Genomic DNA, 13,685 nt, shown 5'->3' on the forward strand with positions numbered 1-13,685 from the left:
ACATCTGGGCTTACGTCCGCGACGACCGGCCGTTCGGCGGGAGGGCGCCTCCAGCCGCGCTCTACTATGCTTCGCGCGATCGGCGGCAGGAGCACCCCGAGCGCCATCTGCGCGGCTTCGCCGGCATTCTCCAGGCCGACGCCTACAGCGGGTACAACACGCTCTACGATCCGTCGCGCGCCGAGGGCGCGGTCACGCCGGCGCTGTGCTGGGCGCACGCGCGGCGTCCGTTCTTCGAACTCGCCGACATCGCCGCGCGGGTCCGGCGCGACGGCCGAGCGCCGGTCATCTCGCCGGTCGCGCTGCAGGCCGTCCGGCGCATCGACGCGCTGTTCGACATCGAGCGCACCATCAACGGCCTCGACGCGGCGGAGCGACTGCGGGTGCGACAGGAGGTGAGCGCGCCGCTCGTATCAGACCTCCAGGCGTGGTTACGCGAGGAACGCGCCCGCCTGTCGCGATCGGCCGCCGTCGCCAAACCGATGGATTACATGCTGAAGCGCTGGGACCGCTTCGCCGGCTTCCTCGAGGACGGCAGGATCTGCATCACGAACAACGCGGCCGAGCGGGCGCTCCGGGGATTTGCCCTCGGCCGCAAGGCGTGGCTCTTCGCCGGCTCCGAGCGCGGCGCCGACCGCGCTGCCGCCATGGCAACGCTGATCGCCACAGCGAAGCTCAACGACGTCGATCCGCAGGCCTGGCTCGCCGATGTACTCATCCGGATCGCCGCGATGCCGCAGGGGCGTCTCCACGAGCTGCTGCCATGGAACTGGAAGGGGCCGGCGTCCTCCGCCGAAACCACCTGAGCCATAGCCGCGATCCACAGTACCCGCGGCCCTCACCGAATGCTTACCCAGAAGCACCGCCATGCATAAGCGAAACGGCAGATCCCTTGCGGGGATCATTGGGAATTGTTCCACGAACCATTCGGACATTTTGCGCTCTCCCTGCATGCCAACCCGAAGATAGTTCGCGAGGTGAAAGCTCCGATACAATGCCACTTAGAAGCCTGACCGTTTAGGAGCTCGGCCGCCCCCAAGAGTCAGACCGCCTCCCTGTCTCCTGAGCGGGCTAATGCAGTGTGCGGCCACTTTCGGCCGGCGGGTGCCATAGTTCGTCAAACTCGCAGCCTAGGGCGCGCGCAACGTGCATCAGCGCCCCCAAACCCATCCTCGGATCATGCTCTTCCTCAAATATGGTGAGTAGCGTAACGTCGACTTCGGCGATGTCGGCCAGCACGTCTATGGTCCACCCTCTCAACTCGCGCCGTTCCCGGACATAATTTTGCTGATACAAGCGTGTCACCTCTGCTCTTCGGCGAGCTAATCGTCTACGTCTGTTCATGCCGTCATCCCATGTATCTGCAAGCTGCAGGCGATCATGGCCAACTGCACTCGACAAGCCCAAGCCAATGCAGAGGGTTAACTTCGACGCCCCGTAGCGCGTCGACTGAAGAGCCCCTTCTCTGTGTTGAAAAGAAAGTTGATCAGAGCTCGATGCTCGAAAATGCTGGGTCGCTCGTTTTCATAAAGCATCGACCCCTCAACCATCCCCCATCAACAGGGCATTCAATGGCAAGGTTCGGCCTCCAGCGATGCCCCGTTTGTGGCGGGGATAACGCCATGACGTATCGCCTCTCGCATCCGACGAGGCGACTATACGATTGTAACGGGTGCGGTCCATTTGAGATCACATCAGCGTCGGCCGACCATCTAACATCTATGGCCGCGGCAAGACGTCTTGCGTGGCTACGACGAGCACAAGGCGAAACCGATCATGAGCGACCTATACCATTGCTCAACATGTCGAACCTAGCGCCTCCCCGGCGGTAGGCCGCCACCTGCCTCATCGCCACGTTGCGGAGGACGGCCGGTGGCCGGGTCCTTCCGGGCAAGGTGGGGTGCGGTGGTCGCGGCGCCCAGGGTTTGACCTATCTTCTGCCTCTTAAGGGGGTTGATTTGATTGCGAATAAACGACTTCGGCCATCGATAGCTCTCCATCTCTGTAAGTGATGTCGGTCACAGCACAATCAGGTCAGTATGAGCGCCGACCGGGGCTGTGCTTTTTTTCGCCGGGTGTACTCGGGCTATTTTCCTAGGTGCAGGTTACTTTCATCTACTATCTCGGGGAGGGAAATGTCTGGATACGACCGCCGCGCCGGTCCTCGTCCAGTGCGGCCAGCGCCTCGGCCACCTGCTTGTCCGTGGTCCACCTTTTCAAATCATCAGAAATTGGTGGTGCCGGGATGACGACGCCAACGTAATGATCGTCACGACCACGACGTAAGTCAGCGTGTAGACGTTTGAGGCATAACGGCTCACGCTTTTGTTCCAGCGGCAGCAACATCCAGCCCTTCTCGCGACCTTGATGAACCCGAGCAGCTCCAGGCGGGCAGCGCACGCGGAATGCCTTGCCGCCTTTTGGCCCCCGCTTCCGTCATCTTGGTATAGCTGACCTTCAGGCGTCCATTGTGGGTGCCGCCGTGGCGCATATGCTCCACCTCCAATCGGAAGAGGATCTTGAGTTCTCTCAGACCGAGGACCTCCCAAGCGGGTGGATCGCGCATGACCTGGCGGTGCGGGATCCACTGGCCCCCTTTTTTCCGCCAGCGGCGTGCCGACGCCTTGACGATGGAGCTGTCGATCAGCTGAAGAGCGGCCGGTTCGTCGCGGGCCAGCGCCTCGAACACAGCGAGCCATACACCGCGCTTCGCCCACCTGTTGAAGCGATTATAGACCGTCCTTGCCGGAGCGTACCGAGCTGGCAGATCGCGCCAAGGCGAGCCCGTTCGCAGGATCCAAAAGATGCCAGTGAGGATGCATCGATCGTCCACCCGTTGCTTGCCCGGCAGTGACGGCGGCAAAAGTGGCTCGATGATCGACCACTCGACTTCGCTCAGATCGTACCGCGCCACATTCAAACTTCCATCCACTAAGAGTTTGAATCACGACATCGGACTTTGGGGAATCCCGGCCTAGGCGCCCGGCCCGCTGACCCGTTTGCCACGGCGATAGACGATCCATCCCGCGAGGAGCATACCAGCACCCGAAAGCAGGAAACCGAGGTCCCAGTAGATCCATTGCTTGCGCGGGACAGTTTCGTTAACGTGGTGCAGGCTGAGGATGTGGTGGTCGATGATGCCCTCCACCAGATTGAACGTGCCGAAGCCGATCAGGACTGTGCCCACGAGCAGCTTCCAAGACCACCACAGGTGGCTGCGGTGCGCCGTCCGCCACAGGATGATGAGGCCCAGCACGACGAACACGTAAGTCGATGCGTGGAACAGCCCGTCGAAGAAGGTGTTGATCTCGAGGTTGCGTACCGTATTCGCGGGGTAGCCGGCGCTTGTCACCATGTGGTGCCACTGCAGGACCTGATGCAGGACGATGCCGTCGAAGAACCCTCCGAGGCCGAGGCCGAAGAGAACTCCCGCTGCCGTTGGAAATTTTCGCTCAGCTCGGTCCATCGCTGCGCTCCCGGCGTCTTCGAAGCCTATTCGGTGAACGCGCACGCGGTGCTGCGAGTTCTCGAAACAAGTTGAAAGACCCGCTGAAGCCGCCCGGTCGCAATGTACGCCGGGCACCGTCAGGAGAGGACCGATGGCCGAAACCGATGCCAAGGCGGTTACCCACCGTTCGACGTTCTCAAGCCCGTCGCGGACGACACCTGGATCGTCGACGGTCGACCGCTCCGGACCCTCGGCCTCACTATACCCATCCGTATGACCGTTGTCCGCCTCGCTTCCGACGCGATGTGGCTGCACTCTCCCACCGCGTACACCGACGAGCTGCGTTCGCAGATCGAGGCGCTGGGTCCGATCCGCTTCCTCGTGGCACCAAACATCGCCCATTGGATGTTCCTGAAGGACAGGCAGAAGGCCTGCCGCGATGCGAAGATTTTCGCTGCGCCGGGCCTGCGTCTCCGACCCAGCGTCGCGCAATCCGGTGTCGCGATCGACGAGGATCTCGGCGACGCCGCGCCGCCGGACTGGCGGGAGGACTTTGACCAGTGCCTTGTGCGCGGCGGCCTCGGCATCAGCGAGATCGCGTTCCTGCATCGTGCCACACGCACGCTGATCCTGGCCGACCTCATTCAGAACTTCGAGCGCGAGAAGACCAGCGGCGCGGGCCGCGCAGCGCTCACGGTGTCCGGCTCGATGGCGCCCGACGGCAAGGCCCCGATACACCTCCGCTTCGCGATGCGGCTCAACCGCGACGCTGCACAGCAAGCCGCTTATCGCCTGATCGAATGGGCGCCCGAGCGCATGATTTGCCCACGGGCGCTGGTTCAACAGCAACGCCCGCGCGGAGCTCGAACGGTCGTTGCGCTGGCTAATGCATTGTTCGAGCGGCCGGCGTCGACCATCAGCCAAGCGCGGAGACCTTGAAGTCGCCCGCCGGTCCTGAATCGCACCCGCTGCCCCGCCGCTAACCTCCGCCAATGAAGCCGAGACCGACGACGACCGCCCCTGCAGCGAGCGCGAAACCAATGGCCATGAGGAGGCCGTCACCAACCATTATGGCAAAGCCGAACGCCGCAATCGCCGCCATCGGCACTGTACTTGCGAACGGCACAAGCTCCAGCGGTGGGACCGTGAGGCAAAAAGCCAAACACGCGATCGCCCCGATCCTGACCACCTGCCGTCCCGTGAATGCCGGGAGCCGCTCGTGGAACCATCGGTCGAACCGTGTGGCCACCGGGCGCATCGCTGCAATCGCAGTACTCAATCGCTCCGCTGATATCGTGCGACGCTCAAAGAAGCCTGGAAGCCAAAGGTGCGAACGGCCCGCGACGATCTGGACTGCGGTCACGGCGATGAAGACGGCGAGCACGGTGGGAAGCCCGGGGATGACTCCGATCGGTGACATCTCAAGCACCGCCGGAACAAAGAGGAACGGGCCGAACCCACGGTGGCCAAGCGTTTCGACCGCTCGGTCGACCGACACCCTGTCCCCACGCTCGCACGCGCTGTCAAGATCGTAGAAAACTTTACTCAAGCTTCGTGCGCCAGCCACCATGCTGCCTCCAGTTAGTCACCTTGGAATTACTACGATGGAATCGGCATGCCTTCCTTAGATCCTGCGATCAGCAGGCGACCCGCCTTCAGGATGACTTCGGCCTCATCTCGGACGACGCATCCTGGCTGCGCCGCCTCAACCGGGACTATGTTCGAGGCCGACAATCCACGCAGATCGCCGGCCGTTTGAGACTGATCAACCCCTGCGAGTGGGCGCCACCAGAACTGGAGAGACCCTCGACGGCTTCCCCGACGGGCGGTCCTAGTCCCGGCGATGTCGGCGAGCGATACGTCGCCCGACGAGGCGCTTGTCGCGGTTCAGCACCGGCAGGTGCTTGATCTGCTATTCGCCCAGCGGTCTACACTATACAGATCGCTGGAGCTGACGCCGGGACTGCCGGCCTTACCGCCAAAACCCGGGCCATTGGCTTTTTAGATTGACCCGGAGTGCAGGCACGTTGGGGCAGTCGGCCCACGCTCTCGGCATCTCGCGCCTCATACGGCAACTGCACCGAGCCCGTGATTGATCCATCCGTCGGCGAAAAAGATCGAGCTACTTTCGCCCTGCGACATCGGACGGGTTTCCGCAGGTCGCAAACCGTTGGAATAGAAAACCACCATCGGAGGCACGATCATGCGCAGCCGCATTCTCCAGCGAGGGAGAGCGTACGGCGTTCATCGTCTTGTCCGATCAGGGCGATGAGGTCGTGGAGGGACTGACGCAGTTCGCGAAGGAGGCGCAACTAGTTCACGGGTCTCGGCGCGCTCAGCGATACTGACGTTGGGGTTCTGGGACGTCGACGCAAAGGAGTACCACCGCATCCCGGTGGACGAGCAGGTGGAGGTCATTGTGACCGAGGCGTCGGCGCGCCTCAGGCGGCGGAGGAACGAAACGACGGGCCTGCCCCTCATCGACCTGACCGGCTGAACGCACGGGGCGGATCATAGACATGCCACACCGACCGGTGGTCGCACGAGCGCGACGAGATGGTCGAGCGGCAGATCGGTCGCAGAGCGGCTCGCGCGGGATGCAATCACCTGGAGTGCACCCCATTTCACCGGACAAGCGGCGGTTGGATTTAGGCACTGAGCCTGATGAACTCGCGCGGCGAGCGGAACTTCAATCCTGAGTGCGGGTGGACCTCGCAATAATCCTCGATCCAGCCGGGGAGCAAGGCGAGGATGGTGTCGGCGTCGGGCAAAATGCTGATGCCGGCGTAGTCGCGCTTCAGCGTTTTGACGAAGGCCTCGGACATACCGTTCGACTCCGGGCTGCGGACGGGCGTGAAGAGCAGTGTAAGGCCGAGGGCACGGGCGGTGTCGGCGGTGTCCTTGGCGATGTAGGCGCTGCCGTTGTCCGACAGCCATTCGACGGCATGCGGAACCTTGGTCGTGCCGAAGCGGCGTTCGACCGCGGCGACCATGAGGTCGCGCGCCATCTCGCCGGAGATGCCGGCCTGCGCCACGGCCGACCAGGCGATGATCTCGCGGTCGCAGGCATCCAGGACGAAGAGAATGCGCACGACTTCGCGGTTGCGGGCGTGGATCTCCAGATGGTCCGAGCACCAGCGCACGTTCGAGCGCAGTGCGATGACCACGCCGTCATGCGTTCGGCCAGGACGACGCGCCGTGTGGCGCTCCAGCGTCAGGCCGTGATGCTGCATGATCCGCAGCACCCGTTTGGCATTGACTGTCGGGCGCCCCTCAGAGCGCAGGCGACGGTTCAGCAGCGCCGTCACACGCCTGTAGCCGTAAGTCGGCCGAGCATCGACGATGGTACGGATCGGCGCCAGGAACTCGGCGTCCTCGGCCTTGCGGTAGGGCCCCCGCGGCGTCACCGTCCTGCCGCGTCGCTCGTTGATGTAGGAACGAGCGACGTCGAGCGTCCGCGCCACGGCGCTCACCGTGAACCGTCCGTCGGATCGCTCCAGGACAGCAAGGGCGACGTCCGTTTTTTTGGGCGGACGACGTCGAGCGCCTCTTTCAGGATCTCGTTCTCCATCGTCTTGCGGCCGAGCAGGCGCTCGAGGTCGCGGACCCGCTTCTCCAGATCGCGGACCCTCGACGTACCGACGACATCCTCGTCGGCCTGGACCGCGGCATGGCCGCCCTCCAGCATCCGGCGCTTCCAGGCAAAGAGCTGCGACGGGGAGACACCCGCCTGCCGCGCCACGAAGGACACGCTCATTCCCGGCTGCATCGCTTCCTCGACGAGGCGGACCTTCTCGGCGGTCGACCATCGCCGCCGGCGCTGAACGGAAGTGATCACTTCAACCCGAGAAAACGGGCCATCAGGAGCTTTCGACATAGTCGTACTCATAGGCGGATGCCTATGCCTTATCGGCTATGCCACCTGTCCGGTCAAAACGGGGTGCGCTCCATCACCGACATTGCCGTATCTGTCTAAATTTATCATGCGCAGGAACAAATCTATGGCGAAGTATTTTATCTAAAGAAGATTGATACATAATTAACTGGCTGACCCTCTTGGGTGGGAAGCCATTAGATGGACCGCGACAAATGGAAACTCCTAATGATCACGAGCAACGCATCCGTGAAAGAGCGTACGCGATATGGAAGCGTGACGGTCAGCCGGACGGGCGACATTCAGAGCATTGGAACCAAGCCGAACGTGAGTTGCAGGATGCACTTGGTGGCGATCTCGCGCCTATGCCAGACGGAGGATCGACTCTGCGGGATGAGAAATCCTCTGCCAAAAAGCCTTAACTAAACTAACCGATGCCGTCGAGTAGACGGTCTATTTGAAGTGCCCCCCGTTTTGATCGGACAGCTGGCGTAAGCAGGAAGGCTCAAGGATATCCATTGAGAACGGGCTTATGTCGTAGGTCTATCAGCGGATCGAGCTGATCACCGAAACGCGCCGTCGCCGGTATTGGTCGACGGAGGAGAAACTGCGGATCATCGAGGAGAGCCTGGAGCCGGGCGAGACGGTCTCGTCGGTCGCCATGACCTGCCCCGGTAATTTCGGACCAACACTTCCTTGAGAGGCTGCCGTTCTGGATGGAGGGACGGATGCGCAAGTCGAGGTTCACGGACGAGCAGATAGTGTCGATCGTGCTGGAAGAGGACGCGACACGATACCGACGGTGACCAAGGGGCACGGCGTCAGCGAGCAGACCATCTACACGTGACGTAAGCGTTTCGGCGCGTTCAAGGCTGACGACGTACGGCGACTGAAGCAGCTGGAAGCGGAGAGCGCCCGGCTGAAGAAGCTGGTGGTCGAGCGGGACCTCGAGATCGAGGTGATGAAAGAGATTGCTGCAAAAATGGTGAGCGTGCCGGAGCGTCGCGCGGCCGTGGCCTATGCGATAAACGCGGCCTGTCGCAGCGGCGCGCCTGCACGCTGATCGGGTTGTACCCTCAGTTCCGACTCTGAAAGATCGATGATGTCGGTCCCCCCAAAGAGGCCCGCGAACCGAACTGATACGATGACTCACACCGCGCGCCTACGAAGGTCTGATCGGCGGCCCAGCTTAGGCTTCGCCGTGGTTCTGGTACCAAGTCTGGCAGAACTTCGCGAAGTGGGCGGCGGGCTTCTTGATTGGCCGCCGCGACTTGGCGCACCACTGCTCCCATTCCTGCCTCAGCATATAGGGATCCCACGAGGGAGCATTGTCGCGCGCGAGCTGCTGCCAATCCTCGCCGAGGTCGATCGAGGGTACCGCCTGCCCTGCCTCAGACTTGCGGCGCGGCATCGTCCCGCGGTTGTAGAAGGTGACGGTGTCCTTCGCCTCGTCGAACTCGACGCGGTAGTCCGGCAGGTGATCGCTGCGGGCGAGTTCCTTGATGGCGCGGCGGAACTCCTTCAGCGCCGAGCGCGAGCCAGACTTCTGGTGCAGGCGCGAGAGCGGCCAGGGTTTCCAGCTGTCCTGTTGCCCCACCGCCTTACGGGCGAGCTCGTAGACGCGCCGCTCGATCGGGCGCTTGAGACGGAAATAGTCGCGGTGGAGGGTGAGCACCGCGCGGCGCTCAATCGCCTCCAGCACCATGTCCGACAGCGTGATCCTGAGGCTGCGGGGCTTGCCGCTCTTCTCGTCGGTCTCCAGCGCGGCACGGTCGATGATGCCCATCCACTCGTCCTTGCGCGTCCCCTCAAAGACGAGATTGGTGCGGAAGCGCGTGCCGTCCAGCCGGTCAAGACTGTCGCACAGGGCATCGTAGTCGCGCCCGCCGGTGCCGCGCTGGGTGTAGACGAGAAAGGCGTAGGGGTCGATCTCGACCGTCTTGGGGAGCGGCTCGCCCTCCTCGTGCTTGGCCATGATCTGGCTGATCGCGTAGATGATCAGGTCCTTGTCGTAGATCGTCGGCAGCCCCTTCACCGAAGGGCGGAACTCGATCCACTTGTTGCCGTAGGTGTAGCGCCGCGGCTCCCTGTCGGGCTTCTTGGTGAGGGAGTAGAACGGGTGCTCCATCGAGGCCATGTCGTCCTTGAGGATGACATCGGAGAGGTCGCACACGAAAAGGTCGCTCTGGAGCGCGCGGCGTGCCTTGAGCGGGGTAGGCCCCCCGTGGTCGTCCCGCTCGTCGAAGCCGAGCGCCGTGAGGGTCAGCTGTCGGGAATCGCCCACCGCCTCGTCGAGCTTGCTCATGCCCATACCTCGAATTGCGCCTGCGCCGGGGTGTCCGCGGCGCGCGGCGACGCCACGTTTCGGCGCGCTCGACTTCGGGAATCACCCACCCGTCGAGAACTCCTTCCCTCAGATCCGCAGAAAGACCTAGCCGAATCCTTCGGGAAACGCACACGGTTCATCGGGGATCACCCACCGACTGTCACCGATTCCGCGGACCGGCGAAAGCAGAGGCGGACACCCCCTCATCTCCTCCGGCAAAAAACCCCACAGGAACCGGACTGTTTTGCGCATCGTGCGTGCCGGGCTGCGGTCATGAATAAGAGACTCGGGAATCACCCACCTCAGACGACCGGACGTCTCCCCGGTCCGCGGCCAACCGCCGTTTCACCCTGTTTCATGCTCGGAGAGCCGCAATTCGCGCGAAAATCAGCCTCGCGCGCCTCCTCCGGGTCGGGATTTGCCCCTGGAGAACGCAAGTCCTGCAAACCGGGGCGATCTTCTGCACGGTTAGGCGGAATCGGGATTCACCCACCGCTCCTCGGGATTCACCCACCCTGAAATCGGGATTCACCCACCGGGAGTCGGGAATCACCCACCCGAGCCTCCACATGGAAGACAATTTCTCCTATCGTTTCAGTGACATATCCCTCACCTCCAGGGCCTAAACACCTAAACGCAAAGGAAACACATTAAACACCAGCTCATACAACGGACGTCATCACTCTCTGCCAATCGCTGCAAGCCCTTGCGAACCCTGGACAAAACCACCCGTTTCCACCGATGTCATAGACAAGGCACCGAGTAGCAGGCGGCACCGCCGACGGCCAGGAAATCGGTCGATAATTGCGCTCTCGCGCGCGAACCCCACGCCTACCAATTTCGCGCATGAAATCACCTCATTCGTTCTCCCGCAGCCACGCGCGGAGCTTGTCACGCAGCGCCTCTGACAACGCCGGCCCCTTCAGCACCAGCTCGTCGTCCGTTTCCCGGCACAGAAGCCCCGGCCGCAGATACACCTCCTGGCGCGTCGTCCTGGAGGCGGAGCGCGGCGCCAACACAGACGCGAGAACGGCAGCCTCGGCCCGCGCGTCTTGTGGATCGGCCGCCCTGAGCGCGTCGCCGATCCGCTCCGCCGCCCCCTCGTCCGCATCGAGAACCTTGACCAGCGCCAACCCCTGCCGCTCGGGCAGCGACGCCGGGAACCGCAGCACCCCGTCGAGCGCCTGGACAATGCGAACGAAACTGCCGATCTTCGACCGCCGCGGCCGGCTCGCCGAGGCAAAGAGATCGGAAAGCGCCAGCCGCTCGTCGGCGTAAACACCCATCTCAGCCGCGCGCACCACGATCCGCGCCCGCTCATAATAAGAGAGCGCCGCGCGGATCTCGTTCTCTTCCACCATCGCTTGATACGCGTCGCGCGCAGTGTCCGGCCGGCGCACCGCCGCCAGCACATCCGATGCCCCGATCCGCCGCAGCGCCGTGACGCGCCGCCAGCCGGAGATCAGCCCCCACCGGCCCGCCGACCGCCCGTCGCCGAGGTCCGCCACCTCGATCGCGGTCTGCTGCCCCCGGCGACGCAGGCTCTCCTCCAGCGCCTCCATCTCGTCCGTGTCGAAGGCGATCCGATCGCGCACCAGATATGAAACGTCGATATCGTCAAGCGAAAGACGCACGAGCAGCCGCCCCTCGGCCCGCGCACTCTCCAGCCCCTGCCCCATCTCGTTGAGCGCGGCGATCGCGGCCGCCTCCCCGGCAACCCCTGCGATCGGCGGATGGCGCCGAGCCGGACGCGCGGAACTGTCGTCGGGCGCGCCGTCGCCAGCCGGCGGAGTCCGGTCCCGAAGCGTTCCGCCCGCCACGCTCTTCGTTTCGGGCGCCGGCAGGCTTTCCTCCGCCGCAGTCTCCGATTGGTCGAAGCGGACAGGTATGAGGCGTTTACGCTTGGCCATACGCAGCCCTTTCGCAATGGGAACCCGCAGCCGGGCTGTTGAAGGTCACAAACGCCGGACGACGCGTTTCGCACGCGAAACGGGCGCGGCAATTGATCGGCCGGTTGGTTGCGCAGCGCGTCATTCGGCGGCCTCGCGTGCGGCGGCTGCCTCGTCGCGGCGCCAGGCGCCCAGGATGAGCGACTTCAGCATCGCGTAGGTCGCGTCGAACGTTTCGCGACCGCGGGCGTAGGTCTCGCGGTTGAAGTCGCGGTAATCCGCCTCGTAGATGCCGCGCACCTGCTCGCCGGCCTGACCGATGAGGGCGGTGAAATCCTGCCGGTGCGGGCTCAGCGTCCGGCCGAGATAGGCCTGCATCAGCGACGCGAGCTCGCCCTGCTGCGCCGCGTCGAAGCGCGTCACCACCGCCCGCACCGCGTCCCACTGGAAGACCGTTTCGGGCCGCCCGAGCGCGCGCGCCGCCCGGTTCTCGCCGTCCTCGATGGAGCGGAAGGTCGAGTGCAGCATGTCGAAGAAGCGGCCGGTGGAGTCGAACTCTAGGAACGAGGCGCCGAGCGGGACGAGCAGGATGTCCGCTGCCGACAGGCCGTTGATCGTCAGGTAGCCGAGAGCCGGGGGCGTATCGAGGAAGACGATATCGTACTGGTCGAGGACGCCGTCCGCGGCCAGCGTCTCGCCCAGCGCGTCCCACAGGTTCCAGCCGCCCGCCGCCATCCGCCAGACGGGAATCTGGAACTCAGCCCAGTAGAGGTTAAGCTGCGCGCCGATGAGGTCGATGTTGGGCCAGTGTGTCGGGCGGATGAGGTCCGACGCCTTGACCCCGAGCGCCTCGCACAGCGTCTCGTCGAGTTCGGCCGGAGCCGTCCCGCGGGCGGCTCGCTGCGCATTCTCGCGTTCGAGGTGCTGCGCGTAGTGCCGGGCGATCAGCGGAAAAACCGTATCCCATTCGTCGGCGACTGTTCCGCCGAAGATGGACGTCATCGAGCCCTGGCTATCGAGGTCGATCACCAGCACCTTGTAGCCGTCGAGTGCGGCCGACATTGTAAGGTGCGCCGCCGTGGACGTCTTGCCGACGCCGCCCTTGAAGTTGGCGACGGTGATGAGCTTGGCGGGAAGCCCCGCCGGGCGCCAGGGGAGGTAGTTCTTGGCCTTCGACCCCTCCGCTCCGAAGTGGGCGCGCAGCCGCAGCACCTCGTCGAGGGAAAACCACTTCGCGCCGCCCTCGGTCTCGGACTGGCCCTGCGGCAAATCCGGGTTGGCGCGCAGGACGCGGCGGAAGTAGGCCGGCGCCACGGGGATGAGGTAACGCGTGATCTCCCAGGTTGAGAACGGGCGCAGCCGTCGTGCGCAGCCGTCTTCCAGGCCGCGGGAGATGAGATCTTTGCGCCCGGCGGCGCAGGCGCGCGCGATGTCTGCAAAACTGTCCGTCGTCGCCGGATCGCCGAGATCGCGCAGCGCCGTGTCGGGGTCGATCCCGAGATAGGGAGGTGTGTCGCTCATGTCCGATCCACTCCATATGCTGCGTTTGAGCGCAGATGCCGCATGATGCGGCACATGGAAGGAAACATAGACCTATTGCGAAGACATGAAGCTTAGCCTGCAGGACAGCAATTGTTTACTTTCAAAATTTGCAGCGACATGGCAGCGCGACGGCCTGCGCCAAGCCACTACATCTGGAATCGAGCGAAGGGAGGGGGAGAGACTCGACAGTTTCCTGCACATTTTCGCTGCTCTGGACCTGAAGCTCACCGGCCGTCCACGCATGCAGATGGACGCGGACCGCCCGGCGGCGCACAGACGGCGAGACGCGCCTCTCCCAAGCGGCGGCCTCATGACTATCTCCAGCCTTCTGGCGCGTGGCCGAGCAGCACCGGTGCACGTCTCCGCCGTCGATGCCGTGATGGGCGAGGACTGGGGCGAGATCACGTTCCGGGGAGGCGGCGCGATGCGTGCATCGCTGATGGCGGCGCACCGGGAGGACATTGCGCCAGGCGGCAAACCTATGCCGCCGTGCGTGCCTGGCCGCAGCGCACAGGCCGTTGTAAAAATGGTGCGGACCGGCGGGGCCCGCAACGTCGCCGGGCTGAAGGCGCAGATGACTTATCTGGCGCGGCAGGGCGGCGTCGA

General features: G+C 63.9%; 12 protein-coding genes and 2 pseudogenes. 7 read left to right on the plus strand and 7 right to left on the minus strand.

Going from position 1 to position 13,685, the window contains the following annotated elements:
* Positions 1-806, plus strand: an 806-nt coding sequence (tnpC, locus tag L1787_RS18025) for an IS66 family transposase (RefSeq protein ID WP_235706442.1), incomplete at its 5' end; no start/stop codon positions are given.
* Between the two features lie 1,511 nt (positions 807-2,317).
* Here tnpC and L1787_RS18030 read toward each other — a convergent pair.
* Positions 2,318-2,914: an IS5 family transposase gene (locus L1787_RS18030; RefSeq protein ID WP_235710514.1), complete on the minus strand. Its 597-nt coding sequence runs from the start codon at positions 2,912-2,914 to the stop codon at positions 2,318-2,320.
* A gap of 60 nt (positions 2,915-2,974) precedes the next feature.
* Entirely contained in the window at positions 2,975-3,466 is a 492-nt protein-coding gene (locus L1787_RS18035; protein WP_235710515.1) for a DUF2243 domain-containing protein, read from the minus strand.
* 255 nt (positions 3,467-3,721) lie between these two features.
* Between L1787_RS18035 and L1787_RS18040 the strand changes: the two genes are divergently transcribed.
* The gene (locus L1787_RS18040; RefSeq protein ID WP_369415112.1) at positions 3,722-4,387 is read left to right on the plus strand and encodes a DUF4336 domain-containing protein; all 666 of its coding nucleotides are present in this window, start codon (positions 3,722-3,724) and stop codon (positions 4,385-4,387) included.
* 40 nt (positions 4,388-4,427) lie between these two features.
* Here L1787_RS18040 and L1787_RS18045 read toward each other — a convergent pair whose 3' ends face one another.
* Positions 4,428-5,018 carry an exopolysaccharide biosynthesis protein gene (locus tag L1787_RS18045; protein WP_235710516.1) on the minus strand — a complete coding sequence of 197 codons (591 nt, stop codon included), beginning with the start codon at positions 5,016-5,018 and terminating at the stop codon, positions 4,428-4,430.
* Between the two features lie 780 nt (positions 5,019-5,798).
* On the opposite strand from L1787_RS18045, the gene L1787_RS18050 reads away from it, so the two are divergent.
* Positions 5,799-5,945: a hypothetical protein gene (locus tag L1787_RS18050; RefSeq protein ID WP_235710517.1), complete on the plus strand. Its 147-nt coding sequence runs from the start codon at positions 5,799-5,801 to the stop codon at positions 5,943-5,945.
* A 151-nt stretch (positions 5,946-6,096) separates the two neighbouring features.
* Here L1787_RS18050 and L1787_RS18055 read toward each other — a convergent pair.
* Positions 6,097-7,325, minus strand: a protein-coding gene (locus tag L1787_RS18055; RefSeq protein ID WP_111352842.1) for an IS3 family transposase whose coding sequence is annotated in 2 segments (ribosomal slippage) — positions 6,097-6,977 and positions 6,977-7,325 — 1,230 coding nt in all. Because the reading frame shifts where the segments join, the coding sequence is not laid out codon by codon here.
* A 212-nt stretch (positions 7,326-7,537) separates the two neighbouring features.
* On the opposite strand from L1787_RS18055, the gene L1787_RS18060 reads away from it, so the two are divergent.
* From L1787_RS18060 to L1787_RS18070, 3 genes and pseudogenes are all read left to right on the plus strand, one after another.
* On the plus strand, positions 7,538-7,744 hold the full coding sequence (locus L1787_RS18060) for a DUF2934 domain-containing protein (protein WP_235710518.1): 207 nt from the start codon (positions 7,538-7,540) through the stop codon (positions 7,742-7,744).
* 131 nt (positions 7,745-7,875) lie between these two features.
* A pseudogene (locus tag L1787_RS18065) lies at positions 7,876-7,983 on the plus strand (transposase); the annotation flags it as partial.
* Positions 7,984-8,050: 67 nt separating this feature from the next.
* A pseudogene (locus tag L1787_RS18070) lies at positions 8,051-8,387 on the plus strand (transposase); the annotation flags it as partial.
* 124 nt (positions 8,388-8,511) lie between these two features.
* Here L1787_RS18070 and L1787_RS18075 read toward each other — a convergent pair.
* The 3 genes from L1787_RS18075 to L1787_RS18085 form a co-directional block, all read right to left on the minus strand.
* Positions 8,512-9,627, minus strand: a complete 1,116-nt coding sequence (locus L1787_RS18075) for a replication initiator protein A (RefSeq protein ID WP_235710519.1) — start codon at positions 9,625-9,627, stop codon at positions 8,512-8,514.
* Positions 9,628-10,505: 878 nt separating this feature from the next.
* A complete protein-coding gene (locus tag L1787_RS18080; RefSeq protein ID WP_235710520.1) occupies positions 10,506-11,468 on the minus strand; it encodes a ParB/RepB/Spo0J family partition protein in 963 nt (320 codons plus the stop codon).
* Between the two features lie 210 nt (positions 11,469-11,678).
* Positions 11,679-13,058, minus strand: a complete 1,380-nt coding sequence (locus L1787_RS18085; protein WP_235710521.1) for an AAA family ATPase — start codon at positions 13,056-13,058, stop codon at positions 11,679-11,681.
* Positions 13,059-13,143: 85 nt separating this feature from the next.
* Between L1787_RS18085 and L1787_RS18090 the strand changes: the two genes are divergently transcribed.
* Positions 13,144-13,685: hypothetical protein (locus L1787_RS18090; RefSeq protein ID WP_235710522.1), on the plus strand; the 542-nt coding region annotated here is incomplete at its 3' end.

Source organism: Acuticoccus kalidii (assembly GCF_021556395.1).
Classification (GTDB): Bacteria; Pseudomonadota; Alphaproteobacteria; order Rhizobiales; family Amorphaceae; genus Acuticoccus; species Acuticoccus kalidii.

What these genes read in the sequence shown, in the direction of transcription:
- L1787_RS18060 (WP_235710518.1), top strand. Translation starts at nt 7,538, where the DNA reads ATGGAAACTCCTAATGATCACGAGCAACGCATCCGTGAAAGAGCGTAC.
- L1787_RS18075 (WP_235710519.1), bottom strand. Translation starts at nt 9,627, where the DNA reads ATGAGCAAGCTCGACGAGGCGGTGGGCGATTCCCGACAGCTGACCCTC.
- L1787_RS18045 (WP_235710516.1), bottom strand. Translation starts at nt 5,018, where the DNA reads ATGGTGGCTGGCGCACGAAGCTTGAGTAAAGTTTTCTACGATCTTGAC.
- L1787_RS18035 (WP_235710515.1), bottom strand. Translation starts at nt 3,466, where the DNA reads ATGGACCGAGCTGAGCGAAAATTTCCAACGGCAGCGGGAGTTCTCTTC.
- L1787_RS18040 (WP_369415112.1), top strand. Translation starts at nt 3,722, where the DNA reads ATGACCGTTGTCCGCCTCGCTTCCGACGCGATGTGGCTGCACTCTCCC.
- L1787_RS18085 (WP_235710521.1), bottom strand. Translation starts at nt 13,058, where the DNA reads ATGAGCGACACACCTCCCTATCTCGGGATCGACCCCGACACGGCGCTG.